Here is an 18746-nt window from a genome sequence, read left to right as displayed (position 1 = left end):
CGGTCCGGCCCTCCCTGTTCGGCCGCCTGTTCGGTCGGGGCCGCCGCGACGCGGCCGCCGCGCGCGAGGCCGCGATTCTCGCCGAGGGCGGCGGTCCGGGCATTCTCCACGTGCGCGGCCTGCGCAAGAGCTACGGCGCCCGCACCGTCGTGCACGAGGCCGGCCTCACCGTGCGCAACGGCGAAGCCGTGGGGCTGCTCGGCCCCAACGGCGCCGGCAAGACCACGATCTTCTACATGATCACCGGCCTGGTCTCGGCCGATCGCGGCTCCATCAGCCTCGACGGCCTGCCGATCACCCACCTGCCCATGTACCAGCGCGCGAGGCTGGGCATCGGCTACCTGCCGCAGGAGGCCTCGATCTTTCGCGGCCTCACGGTGGAGGACAACATCCGCGCCGTGCTGGAGGTGGCCGAGCCCGACCGCAAGGAGCGCGCGAAAAAACTCGAATCCCTGCTGGAGGAGTTCGACATCGCGCGCCTGCGCAAATCCCCCTCCATCGCCCTGTCGGGCGGCGAGCGCCGCCGCTGCGAGATCGCCCGGGCGCTGGCCTCGTCCCCGAGCTTCATGCTGCTGGACGAGCCCTTCGCCGGCATCGACCCCATCGCCGTGGGCGACATCCAGGATCTGGTGAAGCACCTGAAGCAGCGCGGCATCGGCGTGCTCATCACCGACCACAACGTCCGCGAGACCCTCGGCCTCATCGACCGGGCCTACATCGCCCATTCGGGCCGCATCCTCACGGAGGGGACGCCCGCCGAGATCGTCGCCAACGCCGACGCGCGCCGGCTCTACCTCGGCGAAGATTTTCGGCTCTAGGATTCCGGCTCCCGGACGGGTTTTCGCGGAGTCCGCGATGCCTGCGATGCCTGCGAGAAATTCCGCACCAGACCGCAATCCGCGATGGGCCCAGGCTCGAACGCCGTCGAAGCTGTGGCCTGCGAGAAGGCCCGGCGACCGCCCCCGCTGTGATGCCGACACCACGCCGCCCCGGCGATCCATGAGCGTGGGCATTTTTTAGGCAGGGCCGGCCCAACACGCTTTGACGTCCGGGCGGGTTGGGTCTAAACCTTGGAACAGTAAAAAGAAGCAAGATTGATGCCGGTGTTCGGCCCGCGGTGACGCGCGCCGTCGGGCGGCGGTGCGACTCGGGGATCGGGACCTTATCATGAGTCTGGTGCAACGGCTGGAAATGCGCCAGGGCCAGGCCCTGGTGATGACGCCTCAGCTCCTGCAGGCGATCAAGCTCCTTCAACTCTCGCATCTCGACCTCACCGCCTACGTCGACGCCGAACTCGAGCGCAATCCGCTCCTCGAACGCGCCGAGGGCGAGACCGGGGACGAGCGCCCGCCCGGCGAGACCCCATCCGAATCCTCCGTCGATCGCCCCGCCGACGGCGAGGCAAGCGATTTCGACGGCAGCGATTTCGACGGCGGCGACGAACCCTGGATCGCCACCACCCTGACGGCGAGCGGCGCCGACATGGAGAGCGCCCTCGACACCCGCCTCGACAACGTGTTCGCCGACGAGAACCCGACCCATGCCCGCGAGGCGGCGTCGGGCGACATGCTGTCCCTGACCCCGGCGCCCTACGGCAACACCGGCGGCTCCTTCGACGGCGACGCCCCGGATTTCGAGGCGACGCTCACCTCCGAGATGTCCCTGCGCGAGCACCTGGCCGCGCAGCTCGACCTCGCCACCCGCGATCCCGTCGACCGCCTCATCGGCGGCTTCCTCATCGATGCGGTGGACGACGCCGGCTACTTTCGCGAGTCCATCGACGAGGTCGCCGAGCGCCTGGGCACGCCCCTCGACACCGTCGCCCGCGTGCTGAAGCTGGTGCAGAGCTTCGAGCCGGCGGGCATCGCCGCCCGCGACCTCGCCGAATGCCTCGCCCTCCAGCTGCGCGACCGCGACCGGTTCGATCCGGCGATGCAGGCCCTGGTCTCGCGCCTTGACCTCGTGGCCAAGCGCGATTTCGCGTCCCTGCGCCGCCTCTGCGGCGTCGACGACGAGGACCTCGTCGACATGCTGGCCGAGCTGCGCCGCCTCGATCCGAAGCCCGGCCGCGCCTTCGGGGCGCGGGCCGTCGAGGTGCTGATCCCCGACGTGTTCGTGCGGGCCGCCCCCGACGGGTCGTGGCTGGTGGAGCTCAACGCCGAGGCCCTGCCGCGGGTGCTGGTGAACCAGAGCTACTACGCCCGGGTCTCGCGCGGGGCGCAGGCCGAGGGCGACAAGGCGTTCCTGTCCGAGTGCCTGCAGACGGCGAACTGGCTCACCCGCAGCCTGGAGCAGCGCGCCCGCACCATCCTCAAGGTCGCCTCCGAGATCGTGCGCCAGCAGGACGCGTTCTTCCTGCACGGGGTCGCGCACCTGCGCCCCCTCAACCTCAAGACCGTGGCCGAGGCCATCGGCATGCACGAATCCACCGTCTCGCGGGTGACCTCCAACAAGTCCATCGGCACCAGCCGGGGCACCCTGGAGATGAAGTACTTCTTCACCGCGGCGATTCCCGGTGCGGCCGGCACGGCTTCGCACTCGTCGGAGGCCGTGCGCCACCGCATCAAGCAGCTCGTCGACGGCGAGGCCCGCAGCGACGTGCTCTCCGACGACGCCCTGGTGCAGCGCCTGCGCGACGAGGGCATCGACATCGCCCGACGCACGGTGGCGAAGTACCGGGAATCCTTACGGATTCCGTCCTCCATCGAGCGTCGCCGCGAGCATTTCGCCTACGCGCGCTGACGCAGAGCGCGCCTCAATACCCCTCGGCAAGGGTCCCGCGCTGGCGGGGATCGGCGGCCCCGGCCACGAGCCCGTCGACGGCCATCACCGAATTGGCCGAGCCCGAGGCCGGGGCCACCACCACCCGGTGGCCGCGCGCCCGCAGGATGGCGAGGGTGTCGGGCGAGACGCCTTCCTCGACGGTGAGCACGTCCGGGCGCCACTGGTGGTGGATGCGCGGGGCCGCCACCGCCTGCAGCAGGGTCATGCGGAAATCGACGACGTTGACGATGGTCTGCAGCACCGTCGAGATGATGCGGCTGCCGCCCGGACTCCCCGTCACCAGCAACAGCTTGCCGTCGCGGAACACGAAGGCCGGCGTCATCGAGGACAGGGGCCGGGCGCCGGGCGCCACGGCGTTGGCCTTGCCGCCGACGAGGCCGTAGGCGTTCAGCGCCCCGGTCTTGGCGGAGAAATCGTCCATTTCGTTGTTGAGCAGCACCCCGGTGCCCGGTGCGACGAGGCCCATGCCGTAGGAGAAGTTCAGGGTGGTGGTGTTGGAGACGGCGTTGCCCTCGGCATCCATCACCGAGAAATGCGTGGTCTGGTCGGATTCGTGGGGGAGGGGATCGCCGGCCCTGACCTCCGCCGCCGGGCGGGCGCGGGCGGGGTCGATGGCCGCGCGCAACCCCGCGGCGTAGGATTTCGCCGTCAGCCCCTCGACAGGAATCTGCGAGCGGGTCGGGTCGCCGAGCCAGGTGGCACGGTCGGCATAGGCCGGCTTCATGGCCTCGGCGAGGGTGTGGATCGCGTCGGCGCTGCCGGCCCCCATCTTCGCCAGATCGAAGCCCTCCAGCACGTTGAGGATCTCGACGAGGTGGATGCCGCCCGAACTCGGCGGCGGCATCGACGCGATCGACAGGCCGCGATAGGTGCCGCGCACGGGTTGGCGGATCACCGGTCGGTAGGCGGCTAAGTCGTCCGCCGTCATGACCCCACCGGCGTCGCGCACCGCTTGCGCGATGCCCTGCGCGATGGGTCCGGTGTGGAACGCGTCGGGTCCGTCTTTCGCGATGGATTGCAGGGTCTTGGCGAGGTCGGTCTGGACGAGGCGCTCGCCGCGTCCCAGCGGTCTGTCGCCGGCAAAAAAGATCGCCCGGCTCGACGGCCAAACTCCCAAAAGATCGGCGGCGCGGGGCAGGGAATCGGCGAGCCCGGCTTCGACGTCGATGCCGTCGCGCGCCAGGCGCTCGGCCGGCGCGACGAGGTCGGCGAGGGTGAAGCGGCCCGAGCCGTAGCGCCGGTGCGCCTCGGCGAGGCCCCGCACGGTGCCGGGCACGCCCACCGCCTTGCCCGTGCGGGTGGAGGCGGCGTGGTCGGGCTCGCCCCGCGTGTCGAGGAACATGTCGGCGCTGGCGGCGGCCGGGGCGGTCTCGCGGTAATCGATGGCCACGGTCTCGGCCGTTCGCGCCAGATGCACCATCATGAAGCCGCCGCCGCCGAGGTTGCCCGCCCTCGGCAGGGTGACGGCGAGGGCGAAGCCCACGGCCACGGCCGCATCGACGGCGTTGCCGCCGGCCTTCAGGATCGCGACGCCGACCCGCGTCGCCTGGGCGTCCTGGGACGAGACCATGCCGTGGGCCGCCAGCACCGGCAGCATCCGGGCGGTGTCCGCCTGGATCGGCGAGGAATCCGCCTGGGCCCACGCCGCGTGTGGGAGGCCGAGCAGGAGGCAGAGGGCGAGCCAAGGAGCGGAGGGGCGGCGCATTCACACGGCTCCGTCGCGCGGGCCGAAGCGACCCGCCACCAGCCAGTAGACGAGGCCCGAGGCCGCGCCCGTCAGGAACAGGATGGCGGTGATGCGGCCCTCCTGGGCGAAGGCCTGTGGGTCGCCGCCACGGGCCGTAGTCCGGGCGAGCCACGGCACGAGGGCCGTGAGGAGGCCGGTGCCGGCGCCGTACCACGCGGGGCTCCGCCAGTTCAGGGTCTCGCCGATGACCGCCATGGCGACGGGCGGCGCCACGAGGAGGAGAAACAGGGCGCGGGCGAAGGCCGCGAGGGCGAACAGGATGGTTTCGGGGCCGATGCCGGAGGCGAGATCGTTCAGCCCCTCGAACAGGCCGACCAATCCGAGGCTCCCGAGCACGTCCCGCGAGACCGGATCGAGCATGGCGCCGAGGCCGAGCACGAACGCGCCGCAGGGGATCGCCAGGACCAGGGCGAGGCACCCGACGAAGACGCGGCCGAGGAACCGCATGGTGAAGCCCCTATGGGTTTGTCGGATGAACGGTCGTTCGCCGTTCTTTTTGCTTCGCAAGCCTAGCAAACCTACGTCTTCGGGAAAGGCGCAGGTCCCTCTCCTGAAAGGAGAGGGACAGGGTGAGGTGTGGGACCTATTCGGAGAGTTCGCACACCTCACCCCAACCCTCTCCTTCCAGGAGAGGGAGTCCGTCGCGTCTCGCACCGTCACGCGCGGTCTTCGCGATACCAGCTTCGTCACCGCCACAAGGCGGAGGGCATTGCCCAAAAAATCAATCGTCGTCGCCGTCGTCGGCGCCCGCGTAGACGCCCTCGGCGCCGATGCCGTCCTCCAGCATCATCCGGGCGCGGGCGCGCAGCTTCTCGGTCTCGCTCTTGAGCTGGCCGCAGGCGGCGAGGATGTCGCGGCCGCGCGGGGTGCGCACGGGGGAGGCGTAGCCGGCCTCGTAGACGATCTCGGAGAAGCGCTCGATGCGCTCCCAGTCCGAGCACTCGTAGACGCTGCCGGGCCAGGGGTTGAACGGGATCAGGTTGATCTTGGCCGGAATGCCCTGGAGCAGGCGCACGAGCTCGCGGGCATCGGCGTCGGTGTCGTTGATACCTTTGAGCATCACGTACTCGAAGGTGATGCGCCGGGCGTTGTTGAGGCCGGGATAGTTGCGGCAGGCGGCGATGAGTTCGGCGAGCGGATACTTGCGGTTCAGCGGCACCAGGGTATCGCGCAGGTCGTCGCGGACGGCGTGGAGCGAGATCGCCAGCATGGCGTGGGCGTCGGTGCCGAGGCGCTGCATCTGCGGCACGACGCCGGAGGTGGAGACGGTGATGCGCCGGCGCGACAGGCCCAGCCCCTCCTGGTCGGCCATGACGCCGACGGAATCGATGACGTTGTCGATGTTGTAGAGGGGCTCGCCCATGCCCATGAACACGATGTTGGTGACCGCGCGGCGGACCTCGTCGGCCCCGGCCGGCGTCGGGTTCTGGCCGGCCCAGTCGTTGAGGTGATCGCGGGCCACCACCACCTGCGCGACGATCTCGGCCGCCGTCAGGTTGCGCACGAGGCGCTGGGTGCCCGTGTGGCAGAACGAGCAGGTGAGGGTGCAGCCGACCTGGCTCGAGACACAGAGGGTGCCCCGTCCCCGGCCGGGAATGTAGACGCACTCGATCTCGGCGCCGCGGTTGTGGTCGTGCTTGCCCGTGGGCGCCATGCGCATGAGCCACTTGCGGGTGCCGTCCCGCGAGACCTGCTCGGTGATCACCTCCGGGCGGTCGAGGGTGTAGGCGCTGGCGAGGTCCGCCTTCAGGCCCTTGCCGACATTGGTCATGTCGTCGAAGTGCTTGGCGCCGCGCACGTTGACCCAGTGCCAGATCTGGCCCGAACGCATGCGCTGCTCGCGCTCGGACACGCCGATGGCCGACAGCCGCGCCTTGAGGTCGTCCCGGGTCAGGCCGACGAGGGACGTGCGTCCGAGGGGGCCTCCCAGGGGGCCTCCAAGCGGCGCGGAGGCCGGCTCGAACTCGGGCAGCTTCTCGATTGCGGGGGCGGCGCTCGCGTCGCCCCGGGCGGTGTCGAACGACGCCGTCGCCATGGTCTTGGAACCTTCGATCTGGAATCGGTCCGATATAGGCGATCGGCGCGTCAAACGCGAATACGGGGGCGCATGGGCGGGGTGCGCCGGGTGTGATACCGGGTCCACGCCTGTTTGCCCGCGAGGTTCGCCGTGATTCCCTGGGTCGCCCTCGACACCGCCCCGATCCCGGGCACGACCGACGAGCTGCGCCTGCTCCAGCGCGGCCACGAATTCCTCATCCGGATCGGCCGGGACGACCTGATGAACAGCCGCCTCAGCGGTTCGGAGGAGGCCCTGGCGACCCTGACGGCGGCGCGGATCGGCGGACGGGCCGGGGCAAAGATCCTCATCGGCGGCTTCGGCATGGGCTTCACCCTGCGGGCGGCTCTCGACGCCCTGGGGCCGGATGCCCGCCTCGTGGTGGCCGAACTGGTGCCGGCGGTGCTCGCCTGGGGGCGCGGTCCCCTCGCCCACATCTCCGCCGATTCCCTGTCCGACCCCCGGGTCGAGGCGCGCGAGGCCGACGTCGCCGGCCTGATCCGGTCCTCGGCGCTCGCCTGGGACGCGATCCTCCTCGACGTCGACAACGGCCCCGAGGGGCTGACCCGGGCGGAGAACGACCGGCTCTACGATGCCGGCGGGCTGGCGGCGGCGCGGAATGCCCTGCGCCCCGGCGGCGTGCTCGCCGTGTGGTCGGCCCACCCCGATCCGGCCTTCACCCAGCGCCTCGTCCGCGCCGGCTTCGCCGTGGAGGCGGTGCCCGTGCGGGCCGGGCGCGGGCGCGGCGCCCGCCATACCGTCTGGCTCGCCGTGCGGCCGGAGCGGGGACGGTGAGTCGAAGTCAGCCGGCGGCGCGCAACCGGTCGCGCCGGCGACTCAGGCGGGTGGCGCCGTAGACGGCCGCGAGTTCGCGCCGGGCCGCCTTGACCGGCGGGGCGTCGCGCTCGGCGCAGGCCGCCGCGATGGTCCGCAGGGTGTCGGCGACGGAACGCTGCAGGCGCAGATCGCCGGGTTGCCGCGCGACGGGTTCGATGGTGTTCATGACGATGGCCCCTCGGTGCCGGCCCTCTCACGGGGCGTCGGGGCCAGCATCGGCACGGGGCTTGGCCGCAACAAGGCAGCTTGGCCGTGGGGACCGCCATCGCGCGCCCGCTCTATTCCCGGCCGGCGCCTTCGGTGAACCGGTCGTGGCAGGTGTATCCGACAAAGCAGCGCGCCGCGTCGCGGGTCGCCTCGAAGGCGGGCTTGGGCACCTCCGGCAGGGGGCAGAAGCCGCCGTCGCGGACGAGGCGGGCATAGGTGAACGGCCCCGTCGTCAGCACGATGGCGCCGGTCCGGGTCACGAGACCGGCCGCCTCGGCACAGGTCATGTCCGGCGTCGCCAAGCGCGCCTGGGCCACGGCCGCGCCCGCGGGGACGAGCAGAAGGACGCCGGTGAACAGGGTCCGTCGCATGGCGGTCACCTCACGGGCGCGTCGCGCGCCGGGCCCCACACTGGCCTCACGCGGCGGCCAGCGCCAGGGTGAAGTCGAACGCCTCGGTCACCCCTTCCTGCCACAGGGAGACCGGCGTCGGGTGGGCGAGGTGGAGGGCGCCCTCGGATTCGCCGCCCGCCATCCGCAGGTCGACGCCGGCCCGGGCCGCGAGGCCGAGCATCGGCCGGTTGCGGGCGAGGCAGCGCACGCGGAGATCCCGCACGCCGCGGTTGCGCGCCGCCCCGGCGATGCGGCGAAACAGCGCCTGGCCGAGGCCGTTGCGCTGGTAGTCGCGTTCCACCGCGAAGGCGGCTTCCGCGTCGGGGCCGAGGGAGAAGCCCGGCGGCGGGGCGCGGGTCGGGCGCAGTTCGCCCAGGGCCCGCAGGGTGCCGTCGACGAAGGCGCCGAAGACGACGCCGTCGACCTTCAGGGCCCGGCGGGCATAGGCGAGGGCCGCCGCGTCGCTCAGGGTGCCCATGAAGCGGCTGGCGCGGGTCTCGGGATCGAGGCGCAGGAAGTAGGCCTCCACGGCGGCGGCGTCGCTCGGCCACAGGCGGCGGATGAGGGGGTGCAAGGGGCTGGATTCGGCGCGGGGCTCGGGTCGGGGTTCTGGCATGGTGATGCCTTTCCGGTGCTGGGGCGCGCTCGTCGCGCCGGGGTCCGGACGTCACCTCCCTCAAGGTCAGGCAGATGTGGCACCGCTGCCAGTTTTGTGCAATGCAACAAAACGTCCTGCCGCCGGTGTTTCTGGCATACCAACCATTCGGCTTGATCGGGCCTCGGGCCCGCGGCAGACCCGGAGCGGGCCGCCCGTTCCGGTCCGGCCCACGCGTCGAGGCTTTGTCCGTCGTGAGTTCATCAGCCCCTCCGGCCCCCTCCGATCACGCCCGCTCCGGCGCGATCCCCCACGGTCCGGTTCTGGAGCGCTACGAGGCCCTGGTGGGTTCCGGCGCCATCGAGCGCGACCCGGCGCAGGTCCACCTCGTGCGGGCGCTGGACGGCCTGGCGCAGGAACTCGGCCGGCGCCGGCGCGCCCGCAAGGGCAGCGCGCTGGGCTGGCTGTTTTCCCGCAAGGACGACCCGGCCGCCGTGCCGAAGGGCCTCTACATCTGGGGCTCCGTCGGGCGCGGCAAGACCATGCTCATGGACCTGTTCCACGAGGCGGCGCCCGGCCCGAAGCGCCGGGTGCATTTCCACGGCTTCCTCGCCGACGCGCACGAGCGCATCCACGCCCACCGCCAGGCCCTCAAGGCCGGCACGGCCAAGGGCGACGACCCGATCCCCGTGGTCGCCGATGCCCTCGCCGACGAGGCCACCCTGCTGTGCTTCGACGAGTTCACCGTCACCGACATCGCCGACGCGATGATCCTCGGCCGCCTGTTCGACGCCCTGTTCCGCCGCGGCGTCACCGTGGTGGCGACCTCCAACGTCGAGCCCGACCGGCTCTACGAAGGCGGGCTCAACCGGGCCCTGTTCCTGCCGTTCGTCGCCGAACTGACGTCCCGCGTCGCAGTCCTGCGCCTCGATTCGCGCACGGATTTCCGCCTGGAGAAGCTCGGCGGCGCCGCGGTCTACCACGTGCCCGCCGACGCCGACGCCGAGGCGGCCCTGGCCCGCGCCTTCAAGGGCCTCACCGGCAAGGCCCGGGGCAGGCCCGCCGCCGTGCGGGTGAAGGGCCGCGACGTCTCCGTGCCGGAGGAGGCGGCCGGGGTCGCGCGCTTCACCTTCGCCGATCTCTGCGCCCAGCCCCTCGGGGCCTCCGACTACATGGCCGTGGCGCGGGCCTTCCACACGGTGATCCTCGCCGACATCCCGGTGATGAGCGCGGAGACCCGCAACGAGGCCAAGCGCTTCATCACCCTGGTCGACACCCTCTACGACGCCCACGTGAAGCTCGTGGCCTCGGCGGCGGCCGAGCCGCAGGGGCTCTACACGGCCACCGATGGCCGGGAGGCCTTCGAGTTCGACCGGACCGTGTCGCGCCTCATGGAGATGCGCTCGTCGGACTACCTCGCCCTGCCGCACGGCGCCGGGCATTCGGAGGCGTCGGGGTCGAGCGCGGGCCTGGTCGAGACCTGACCCGGCCACGGGCCTCGGCCTGAACACGACCGCCGGCCGCCCTTTGTCTGACAACGGCCACCGGCCGTCCCTGCCGTCAGCGGCGGGCGGTCGCACCGCTGGCCGTACCCCTGGTGCGCCATCGCACATACGCCATGCCGAAACGTCCCGGGCACGGAGCCTGATCGGACCGGCGGCGTTGCACTGCAGCACGCGCTGCATTTAATTGGTCTCATTCCGAAGAACGGCGACGCGCCCGCCGCGCCGCGTCCGCCGCCGCATCCCGGCGGCAGCCGTTCCTGCAGGAAGCCGGGGCTCTCCGCGCGAGCGATCGATGCGGGACCGCGACACGGATCGCGTGCCCGGACGCCGACGACGTGGCTCATGAGTGGCGACCCAGACGGGCAACCGGCGGATCACGACCGCCGGCCTCGCCCGATTCAGGACAGGATAGACCGATGATCAAACTCACCGTGAACGGGGCTGAACGCAGCTTCGACGGCGATCCCGACATGCCGCTGCTGTGGTACCTGCGCGACGAGATCGGGCTGACCGGAACCAAGTTCGGCTGCGGCCAGGCGCTGTGCGGCGCCTGTACCATCCATGTCGGCGGCACCGCCGTGCGCGGCTGCGTGACGCCGGTCTCGGCCGCCGAGGGCCAGGCCGTGGTCACCATCGAGGGCCTGTCCCCCGACGGCAACCACCCGGTCCAGGCCGCGTGGCGCGACCTCAACGTCGCCCAGTGCGGCTACTGCCAGTGCGGGCAGATGATGCAGGCCGCCTCCCTGCTGACCGACACCCCGAAGCCCACGGACGCGCAGATCGACGAGGCCATGAGCGGGAACCTGTGCCGCTGCGGCACCTACCCGCGCATCCGCGCCGCCATCCATCAGGCCGCCGGTCAGGCTGCCCCCGCCGCCAAGGGAGAGCGCCTGTGATCCACGATTCCCAGATGATGTCCGACACGCTCGTCTCCGAGCCGACCACGACCGCCCCGACCGCCCTCGCTAATGTCAGCCGCCGCGCCATGCTCGGCGGCATGGGCGCCCTGGTGCTCGCCCTGTCGTGGCGTGATTCGGCGAAAGCCGAGGACAAGACGAACGAGCCGAAAAAGTTCGGTGCCGATGCCATGCCGCATGGCTGGCAGGACGACCCGAAGGTGTTCGTCGCCATTGCGCCGGACGGCACCGTGACGGTGACCTGCCACCGGGCCGAGATGGGCCAGGGGGTTCGCACCTCCATCGCCTTCGTGGTCGCCGACGAACTCGAAGCCACCTGGGACAAGGTGAAGGTCACGCAGGCCTGGGGCGACGAGACCCGCTTCGGCAACCAGGATACGGACGGCTCGCGCTCGCTCCGCCACTTCTTCCAGCACCTGCGCCACGCCGGTGCGGCCGCCCGCCTGATGCTGGTCCAGGCCGCCGCCAAGCAGTGGAACGTGCCGGTCTCGGAAGTGAAGGCCGAGAACCACGTCGTCACCCACGCCAAGTCCAAGCGCACGCTGGGTTACGGCGAGATCGCGGCGGCGGCCGCCGAACTGCCGGTGCCCGCCCGCGAATCCGTGACCCTGAAGGAGTCGAAGGACTTCAAGTACATCGGCAAGGGCAAGATCGGCCTTGTCGACAACCGCGACATCACCACGGGCAAGGCCGTCTACGGCCTCGACACCAAGATCGACGGGATGCTCTACGCCCTCGTCGCCCGCCCGCCGGTCTTCGGCGGCAAGGTCGCGAGCTACGACGACACCGAGGCCAGGAAGGTCGCCGGGGTGGTCAAGATCTTCAAGATCGACGCTCCCGAAGCCCCGGTGGAGTTCCAGCCGCTGGGCGGCGTCGCGGTCATTGCGAAAAACACCTGGGCGGCGATGAAGGCCCGCGAGGCCCTCAAGATCACCTGGGACGATGGCCCCAACGCCACCTACGATTCCGTCGCCTTCCGGGGCGAGTTGGAGAAGGCGGCGCGGGCACCCGGCAAGGTCGTGCGCAACCAGGGCGACGTCGACGGCGCCATGGCGAAGGCTAAGAAGCGGGTCGAGGCCGAATACTTCGTGCCCCACCTCGTCCAGGCCCCGATGGAGCCCCCGGCCGCCGTGGTGCGGATCAAGGACGGGTTCTGCGAGGCCTGGGCCTGCACCCAGGCGCCGCAGGCGACCCATGATCGGCTGGCGAAGAAGCTGAACCTCGCGGCCGACAAGGTGCGGGTCAACCAGACCCTGCTCGGCGGCGGCTTCGGCCGCAAGTCGAAGCCCGACTACGTCCTGGAGGCGGCCCTGTGCTCTCAGGCCGTGGACGGCGCCCCGGTGAAGCTCACCTGGACCCGTGAGGACGACCTGCACCACGGCTACTACCACACCATCTCGGTGGAGCGCCTGGAAGCCGGCCTCGACGACAAGGGCATGCCGGTGGCCTGGCTCCACCGTTCGGCCGCCCCCACCATCGGGTCGATCTTCGCGGCGGGCGCCAAGAACGAACTCCCGTTCGAGCTCGGCATGGGGCTCACCAACACGCCGTTCGACGTGCCCAACATCCGCCTGGAGAACCCGGCCGCCGACGCGCACGTGCGCATCGGCTGGTTCCGCTCGGTCTCGAACATCCCGCACGCCTTCGCGATCCAGTCCTTCGTGTCGGAACTCGCGCATGAAGCCGGTCGGGACCCGAAGGAGTACCTGCTCGCCCTCATCGGTCCCGATCGCAAGATCGACCCGACCACCCTCGGCGACGTCTGGAACTACGGCGAGGACCCGGCCCGCTATCCCATCGACACGGCACGCCTGCGCGGGGTCATCGAAGCGGCGGCCAAGGGCATCGGCTGGGGCCGCAAGATGGCGAAGAACACCGGTCTCGGCATCGCCGGACACTACAGCTTCGTCACCCACACGGCGGTCGCCGCCGAAGTGGAGGTCGGGGCCAAGGGTGAAGTCGTGGTCAAGCGCGTCGACATCGCCGTCGATTGCGGGCCGCAGGTGAACCCGGAGCGCATCCGCTCGCAGATGGAGGGCGCCGTGGTCATGGGCATGGGCCTCGCCCTCTCGGCCGAGATCACGTTCAAGGACGGGCGTGCCCAGCAGAACAACTTCGACGGCTACGAGATCACCCGCATCGACGCGGCGCCGAAGGAGATCCACGTCCACCTGCTGCCGAACCCGAATTTTTCGGGGCCGCTGGGCGGCGTCGGCGAGCCGGGGGTTCCCCCGGTGGCCCCGGCCATCGCCAACGCGATCTTTGCCGCCACCGGCCGGCGCATCCGGCAGCTGCCGATCCGCGACCAGCTGAGCGCCTGACCCGGCGCCCCTTCGGGGGTCCATCACGACCGGGGGGTGTCGCATCGCGCGGCACCCCTTTTTCGTGGCGTTCGTCAGGAAAAGCGCCGGTTCCGTCCCCCGGCCCGGAGCCCTCGGGCGTCCTGGCGGGTTGACGGAGGGACGCAGCCTTCCGCCCATTCTTTCAGGACAGACGCAACGATGACATCGAACACATGGCTCGCGGCCGGCCTCCTCGCCGCCGCCCTCGCGGCTGCGGCCGGCCCGGCCCACGCCTCGCCCTGCACGGACCAGATCGCGGCCCTCGAGGCCAAGGTGAAGGATCAGGCGAAGGAGTCGATCTCGGCCTCGACGGGCGGCCAGGCCGACGCCGGTGCGCGGGGCGGCGAGGGCGGCGCGGCCGGAGGCAAGGTGGACACGCCGCCGACGGCGCCGCCCGAGAAATCCGCCGAGGCCGGCAAGGGCGGCGACAAGGCGATGCAGGCCAAGGTCGCCCTCGACGAGGCGCGCACCGCCGACGGGAAGGGCGATGCCAAGGGCTGCATGGACGCCCTCGGGCGGGCCAGACAGCAGCTCGACGCGGCCCCCTGAACTTCTAGCGCCGGATTTCGTCCGTGCCCCTCGCTCGGGACGAGGGTCGAAGGGGGGGGTGGCTGCGCCGCGGCGGCCGGGTCAACCGAAGGCCGCCGGGCAGTCCCTCAGGCCGCGGCGCTGAGGGCGTGCTTGTTGCCGTTGAGACCGGCACACAGGTCGTCGATGTCGGCCAGATCCAGGGAGTCGCCGGAATGACTGGCGATGGCGTCGATCAAATGGTCCTGCTGCGGATTGAATGGATTTCCCTGAAGTCGGTAGAACTGATAATACCGCAGCGCAGCAATCAATGTATCCCGCTCACGCTCGGTCACAGATATACTCTGCATTCCGCTCACCTCGACCTCCTGTGACTGTGAGATGGCCAGGCGCCGATCGCACTCACGCCTCAGCAGTGGATGTAGACCGGTATCGAGGCTGACGTCTACCACTTGACAACGAGGCTAAAACGGTCCGCGCGCGGGGCCGAAGCACCGGACCCGCGCCAAGTCCCTGACGCCGTGCCGTTTCCCGCGGATCGGGTGATTCGCGTTTTATTTGCTGCCCCGCACCCGGGTCGCGCCGGGTCGGGACGGCGGGGCGGAAACCTTCCTTAACCCTGCCGTGAGATCCTCGACGATGGCCGATGGCGCCGGGTTCGGTGCCGTTGCGACAACGCGGCGGGAAGGGGACTTCCACATGCCCATCATACGAGGCGGGAACCCCCGGATCCGTCAGACCGGCGCACGGGACAGCGGCACAGGGGCCGATGCGCGGACGGCGCATTCCGGACCGCCGCCCCTCGCGCCGAATATCCGCCGCCACCTCGGCCTCAGCCTGCGGACCCTCTACGCCGCCACCCTGGCCGAGCCCGTGGACGACCGGATCGCCGCCCTGCTGGACCGGCTCGGCGAGGAACCGCCGGCAAACCCGCTGTCCTGATTCGAGTCGCGCGCGATCCTCAAGATTCGCGCAAGACGGTTCGCTCACGTTGGTCGGCCGGCCGGACCCCGGCGTTCACGAACGGGCCGGACCCGCGACCGTAGGGTGCGGCTCCCGATCCTCGAACGCCGCGTCATCCCACCCTGCGCGTCCTCACCCGCGTCGTCGGCAACGTCCTGTCGGCGGTCCCGTTCTCCCGCCGCCGCGGGCGCCGCTGACCGTGCCGGCCGACACCGGCCGGTGATCGGTCCCGTCCGTTCGTTGCCGGCGTGGATCGACCCGCCGGGAAATTCATGCTCGATGCGAGGCTCCCGCGTCTCGGCCCACGGGCCGCCTTTCGGAGCCTGCCACCGCATGAACACCACCGCCCTCTCGACGACCTGGGCTCCGCGCCTCCTCAGCGTCCTGCGCATCATGGCGGGGCTGCTGTTCCTCGCCCACGGCACCCAGAAGCTCCTCGGCTTTCCCCCGCGCATGGGCGGCGGCGGCGCGCCGGAGCTGATCTCCCTCATGGGGCTGGCGGGGCTGCTCGAACTCGTCGGCGGCGCGCTGATGGTGCTCGGCCTGTTCACCCGGCCGGTGGCCTTCCTCCTGTCGGGCCAGATGGCGGTGGCCTACTTCATGGCGCATGCGCCCAAGAGCCCGCTCCCGGCCCTCAACGGCGGCGACGCGGCGATCCTGTTCTGCTTCGTGTTCCTCTACCTCGCCGCCGCCGGCGCCGGCCCGTGGAGCCTCGACGCCCAGCGCCGCGGCCGGTTCTAAAAAAAAGCGCCGCCGGCGGTTCCGGTCGCCCGCGGCGGACCGTAAGCTGTGCCGTTCGTCACCGCGTTGGCGGCGGCGGCACGGCATCGTCCCTCCCCACGGGCCGATCGCGGCCGGACGGACCTTCAGACGATGAGCGCTTCCCTCTCGCCGACCCCCTGGGACGGCACGACGGCTCCCACCGGGCCGGCGGCGGGCGCCCATCGCCTGCCGCTCGCCCTGAAGCTCGCCTACACGGCCTTCATGGCCGTGCTGGTGCCGACCTACGGCTGGTATTACGGGCCGACGAACTTCCTGTACTTCTGCGACATCGCCCTGATCCTGACCCTCGTCGGGATCTGGACCGAGCGCGCGCTCCCGGATCTCCATGGGCGCCGTCGGCATCCTGGCGCCGCAGGTGATCTGGGTGGCGGATTTCGCCGCCGGCCTGTTCGAGATGCCGCTCACGGGCATGACCGACTACATGTTCAAGCAGGAGAACTCGGCGTTCCTGCGCGGCCTGTCGCTGTTCCACGGCTGGCTGCCGTTCCTGCTCGTCTACCTCGTCTGGCGCCTCGGCTACGACCGCCGCGCCTGGGCCGCGTGGTCGGCCCTCGCCGTGGTGGTGCTGGCGGTCTGCTTCTTCGCCATGCCGGCGCCCCGGCCCGATCCGGGCCTCACCCCGGTCAACATCAACTACGTCTGGGGCATGAGCGACATTGCCGCCCAGACCTGGATGCCGGCCTACGCCTGGTTCGGACTCCTCGTCGTCGGCATCCCCCTGGCCCTGTGCGGGCCGACGCACCTCGTCCTGCGGGCCGTGATGCCGAACCCCCCTCAGGCGGTGAAGCGCCAGACGCTGCTCCGCTTGATCTCGGCATCCTCCAGGGAGCGGCTCACGGGCACCGCGTAGGTGGCGAGCCGTTCGAGCCGGTCGCGCGGCAGGTAGGACCGGCCGGGATCGCCCACCAGCACGGTGGCGCCGCGCGTGTGCAGCCCTGCGAGCCATTCGGTGACGCGGCCGGCCAGATCGCACTCGTAAAAGATGTCGGCGGCGAGCACGACGGCGCTGCCGGGGTCGGAACCGATGAGGTCGTCCGACACGGCCGCGATGCGGTCGGCGACGCCGTTGGCCGCCGCGTTGAGGCCGATGGCGGGGATCGCGAAGCCGTCGAGGTCGCTCGCCGTGACGTGGACCGCCCCGGCCTTGGCCGCCGCGATGGCGACGAGGCCGGAGCCCGAGGCGAAATCGAGGACGCGGCGCCCGGCCACCACGTGCGGGTTGTCGAGGATGTAGCGGGCGAGCGCCTGGCCCCCCGCCCAGGCGAAGGCCCAGAACGGCGGCGGCAGGCCGATGGCCTCGAGCTCGTCCTCGGTCTTCTGCCACAGGGCGGTGGCCTCGTCGGCGACGTGCAGCACGATCTCGGGCGCATGGGGCACCGGCATCAGCCGGGTGTTTTCGCGAATGAAGGCGAGGGGATCGGGCGAGGCGATCATGCGATCAGTTCCGCGTAGATCGCACACACGGCGCGGCTCACGGCCGTCTCCGTGAAGCCGCCCTCGCGGATGCGACGCCGCGCGGCGTCGCCCAGGCGCGCCACGAGGCGGGGATCGGCGGCGAGGCGCGTGAGGGCGGCGGCCAGGGCGGCGGGATCGTCGGGGGGGACGACGAGCCCCTCGATCCCATCGCGCACCAGGGTCCGGCAGCCCGGCACGTCGGTGGTGAGAAGGGCCCGCCCGCAGGCGGCGGCTTCCAGCAGGGTGCGGGGCAGGCCCTCGCCGCCGCGGGAGGGCAGGCAGGCGACGTGGTGGGCGGCGTAGGCTCCGGCGACGTCGGCGGTGGCGCCGTGCCAGGTGATCCCGTCGCCCGACCACTCCCGCAGCGTCGCCTCGGGGATCGCCCGGCGATTCGACGGGTCGGGCGCGCCGTAGAGCGAGAGCTCCACGGCCACGCCGTCGGCGCGGGCGAGGCGCACGGCCGCCACCGCCGTGTCGACGCCCTTCGACCACAGCATCCTGGCCACCAGGGCGACCCGCAGGGGCGGGGCCGGCGGCAGGGGCCGGGGCGCGAAGGCGTCGGGATCGACGCCGGCGCCGCCCACGAGGGTGACGGTCGCGTCGGCCGGGTCGAGGCCGAGGGCCCGGGCGTCGTCGGGATTCTCGAACAGGAAACGGGTCTTCTTCGAGGCGAGGGGTCCCCGTATCAGGCCGCGGAGCGCCAGGCGCGACAGGCGTCCGGTGGCGTCGGCGCGGGCGCCCAGCAGCCCGAGGCCGGTGAGGGCGTAGACCCGCGCCGGGATGCCCGCCATGGCGGCGGCGGTGCCGCCGACGAGGATGGCGCGCAGCGCGATGCAGTGGACGATGTCGGCCTTCAGCGCCTTGAGGATGCCGGCGAGCTGGCCCGCCGCGTAGCCGGCCGCCATGGGGTTGAGGCTGGAGCGCTCGGCCTCCAGATGGACCACCCGCGCCCCCGTGGCCTCGATGAGGGCGCGGTGGTCGCGCACCCGCGTCACCACCGCCACGGTGAGACCCATGGCGACGGCCGCCTGCGCCAGGGGCAGGAAGTGCGAGGCGAAGAACCAGTCCTCGGTGACGACGAAGACCAGGGTTTTTGGCGATGCGGCAGGGCGAGGGGGCGGCGTATCCATCGGGCAGCCTGTAGCATGTCTCGCCGCGCAGGGAGGCCAACCATGGACACGACCGAGGGCCTGACCATCCGGCCGTTCGAAGCCGGCGACCGCGCGGCGGTGATCGCCCTGTGGCGGGCCTGCGGCCTCGTGGTGGCCCACAACGATCCGGAGACGGACATCGACCGCGCCGCCGGCCGGGCGAATTCCGACGTCCTCGTCGGCGTCACGGCGGACGGGCGGGTGGCGGCGAGCGTGATGGTCGGCCATGACGGCCATCGCGGCTGGCTCTACTACGTCGCCGTCGCGGCGGACGCGCGGGGCCGGGGCCACGGCCGGGCCATCGTCGCCGCCGCCGAGGCGTAGCTGCGCGCCCGCGAGGTCCCGAAGGCGCAGCTCCTGATCCGCGACACCAACGCGGCCGTGCGCGACTTCTACGCCGGCCTCGGCTGGGACGAGAGTCCGCGCATCGTGATGGAACGCCGGCTCTAGAACGCAGTGTCGCGCCCGGAACGCGGCTGCCCGG

The 18746-nt window shown here is 71.5% G+C and carries 19 protein-coding genes and 1 pseudogene; 11 read left to right on the top strand and 9 right to left on the bottom strand.

From position 1 onward, the window contains the following. Positions 1-26: 26 nt before the first annotated feature. Together lptB and rpoN are read left to right on the top strand one after the other, a co-directional pair. Complete coding sequence (lptB, locus tag FV218_RS10600) at positions 27-818, top strand: LPS export ABC transporter ATP-binding protein (RefSeq protein ID WP_246685071.1); 792 nt, start codon at positions 27-29, stop codon at positions 816-818. 349 nt (positions 819-1167) lie between these two features. Further along, a complete protein-coding gene (gene rpoN, locus FV218_RS10595; RefSeq protein ID WP_082476051.1) occupies positions 1168-2742 on the top strand; it encodes an RNA polymerase factor sigma-54 in 1575 nt (524 codons plus the stop codon). A 13-nt stretch (positions 2743-2755) separates the two neighbouring features. Here the strand turns inward: rpoN and ggt are convergent, their stop codons facing one another. From ggt to rlmN, 3 genes are all read right to left on the bottom strand, one after another. After that, positions 2756-4489 carry a gamma-glutamyltransferase gene (ggt, locus tag FV218_RS10590; RefSeq protein WP_147709680.1) on the bottom strand — a complete coding sequence of 578 codons (1734 nt, stop codon included), beginning with the start codon at positions 4487-4489 and terminating at the stop codon, positions 2756-2758. Continuing rightward, on the bottom strand, positions 4490-4978 hold the full coding sequence (locus FV218_RS10585) for a hypothetical protein (protein WP_056089867.1): 489 nt from the start codon (positions 4976-4978) through the stop codon (positions 4490-4492). It lies immediately after the preceding gene. Between the two features lie 274 nt (positions 4979-5252). Further along, positions 5253-6566 carry a 23S rRNA (adenine(2503)-C(2))-methyltransferase RlmN gene (rlmN, locus tag FV218_RS10580; RefSeq protein WP_056089870.1) on the bottom strand — a complete coding sequence of 438 codons (1314 nt, stop codon included), beginning with the start codon at positions 6564-6566 and terminating at the stop codon, positions 5253-5255. 132 nt (positions 6567-6698) lie between these two features. On the opposite strand from rlmN, the gene FV218_RS10575 reads away from it, so the two are divergent. Continuing rightward, positions 6699-7382, top strand: coding sequence for a spermidine synthase (locus FV218_RS10575; RefSeq protein ID WP_056089873.1), 684 nt, complete (start codon positions 6699-6701; stop codon positions 7380-7382). A 7-nt stretch (positions 7383-7389) separates the two neighbouring features. Here the strand turns inward: FV218_RS10575 and FV218_RS10570 are convergent, their stop codons facing one another. The 3 genes from FV218_RS10570 to FV218_RS10560 all read right to left on the bottom strand — a co-directional run bounded on the left by FV218_RS10570 (position 7390) and on the right by FV218_RS10560 (position 8639). Next, positions 7390-7590, bottom strand: a complete 201-nt coding sequence (locus tag FV218_RS10570; RefSeq protein WP_147709679.1) for a hypothetical protein — start codon at positions 7588-7590, stop codon at positions 7390-7392. Between the two features lie 112 nt (positions 7591-7702). After that, a complete protein-coding gene (locus FV218_RS10565) occupies positions 7703-8002 on the bottom strand; it encodes a hypothetical protein (RefSeq protein ID WP_147709678.1) in 300 nt (99 codons plus the stop codon). 46 nt (positions 8003-8048) lie between these two features. Continuing rightward, a complete protein-coding gene (locus FV218_RS10560; RefSeq protein ID WP_147709677.1) occupies positions 8049-8639 on the bottom strand; it encodes a GNAT family N-acetyltransferase in 591 nt (196 codons plus the stop codon). Positions 8640-8923: 284 nt separating this feature from the next. Between FV218_RS10560 and zapE the strand changes: the two genes are divergently transcribed. The 4 genes from zapE (at position 8924) to FV218_RS10540 (ending at position 13931) form a co-directional block, all read left to right on the top strand. Next, positions 8924-10102: a cell division protein ZapE gene (gene zapE, locus FV218_RS10555; RefSeq protein ID WP_246685070.1), complete on the top strand. Its 1179-nt coding sequence runs from the start codon at positions 8924-8926 to the stop codon at positions 10100-10102. 437 nt (positions 10103-10539) lie between these two features. Then, a complete protein-coding gene (locus FV218_RS10550) occupies positions 10540-11019 on the top strand; it encodes a (2Fe-2S)-binding protein (RefSeq protein ID WP_147709675.1) in 480 nt (159 codons plus the stop codon). Then, complete coding sequence (locus FV218_RS10545; protein WP_147709674.1) at positions 11016-13361, top strand: xanthine dehydrogenase family protein molybdopterin-binding subunit; 2346 nt, start codon at positions 11016-11018, stop codon at positions 13359-13361. The genes FV218_RS10550 and FV218_RS10545 overlap by 4 nt, the downstream gene beginning before the upstream one ends. Positions 13362-13541: 180 nt before the next feature. Continuing rightward, the gene (locus FV218_RS10540; RefSeq protein WP_147709673.1) at positions 13542-13931 is read left to right on the top strand and encodes a hypothetical protein; all 390 of its coding nucleotides are present in this window, start codon (positions 13542-13544) and stop codon (positions 13929-13931) included. Positions 13932-14038: 107 nt separating this feature from the next. Here FV218_RS10540 and FV218_RS10535 read toward each other — a convergent pair whose 3' ends face one another. Next, on the bottom strand, positions 14039-14260 hold the full coding sequence (locus tag FV218_RS10535) for a hypothetical protein (RefSeq protein WP_056089896.1): 222 nt from the start codon (positions 14258-14260) through the stop codon (positions 14039-14041). 349 nt (positions 14261-14609) lie between these two features. On the opposite strand from FV218_RS10535, the gene FV218_RS10530 reads away from it, so the two are divergent. The 3 genes and pseudogenes from FV218_RS10530 (at position 14610) to FV218_RS10520 (ending at position 16506) form a co-directional block, all read left to right on the top strand. Further along, positions 14610-14852 (top strand): anti-sigma factor, encoded by a 243-nt coding sequence (locus FV218_RS10530; protein ID WP_147709672.1) that lies wholly within the window; start codon positions 14610-14612, stop codon positions 14850-14852. A gap of 354 nt (positions 14853-15206) precedes the next feature. Next, positions 15207-15614 (top strand): DoxX family protein, encoded by a 408-nt coding sequence (locus FV218_RS10525; protein WP_147709671.1) that lies wholly within the window; start codon positions 15207-15209, stop codon positions 15612-15614. 132 nt (positions 15615-15746) lie between these two features. Further along, positions 15747-16506: pseudogene (locus tag FV218_RS10520) on the top strand (hypothetical protein). Here the strand turns inward: FV218_RS10520 and FV218_RS10515 are convergent. Next, a complete protein-coding gene (locus tag FV218_RS10515; RefSeq protein WP_147709670.1) occupies positions 16431-17090 on the bottom strand; it encodes a methyltransferase in 660 nt (219 codons plus the stop codon). The pseudogene FV218_RS10520 and the gene FV218_RS10515 overlap by 76 nt on opposite strands. Next, complete coding sequence (locus tag FV218_RS10510; RefSeq protein ID WP_147709669.1) at positions 17087-18241, bottom strand: glycosyltransferase; 1155 nt, start codon at positions 18239-18241, stop codon at positions 17087-17089. The genes FV218_RS10515 and FV218_RS10510 overlap by 4 nt, the downstream gene beginning before the upstream one ends. A 42-nt stretch (positions 18242-18283) precedes the next feature. Between FV218_RS10510 and FV218_RS10505 the strand changes: the two genes are divergently transcribed. Continuing rightward, positions 18284-18586: a GNAT family N-acetyltransferase gene (locus FV218_RS10505; protein ID WP_348642023.1), complete on the top strand. Its 303-nt coding sequence runs from the start codon at positions 18284-18286 to the stop codon at positions 18584-18586. Positions 18587-18746 lie beyond the last annotated feature (160 nt).

This window comes from Methylobacterium sp. WL69 (genome assembly GCF_008039485.1).
GTDB lineage: Bacteria > Pseudomonadota > Alphaproteobacteria > Rhizobiales > Beijerinckiaceae > Methylobacterium.
Note: the sequence above shows the minus strand (reverse complement) of the source record. Positions and strands in the feature narration are given on the sequence as shown.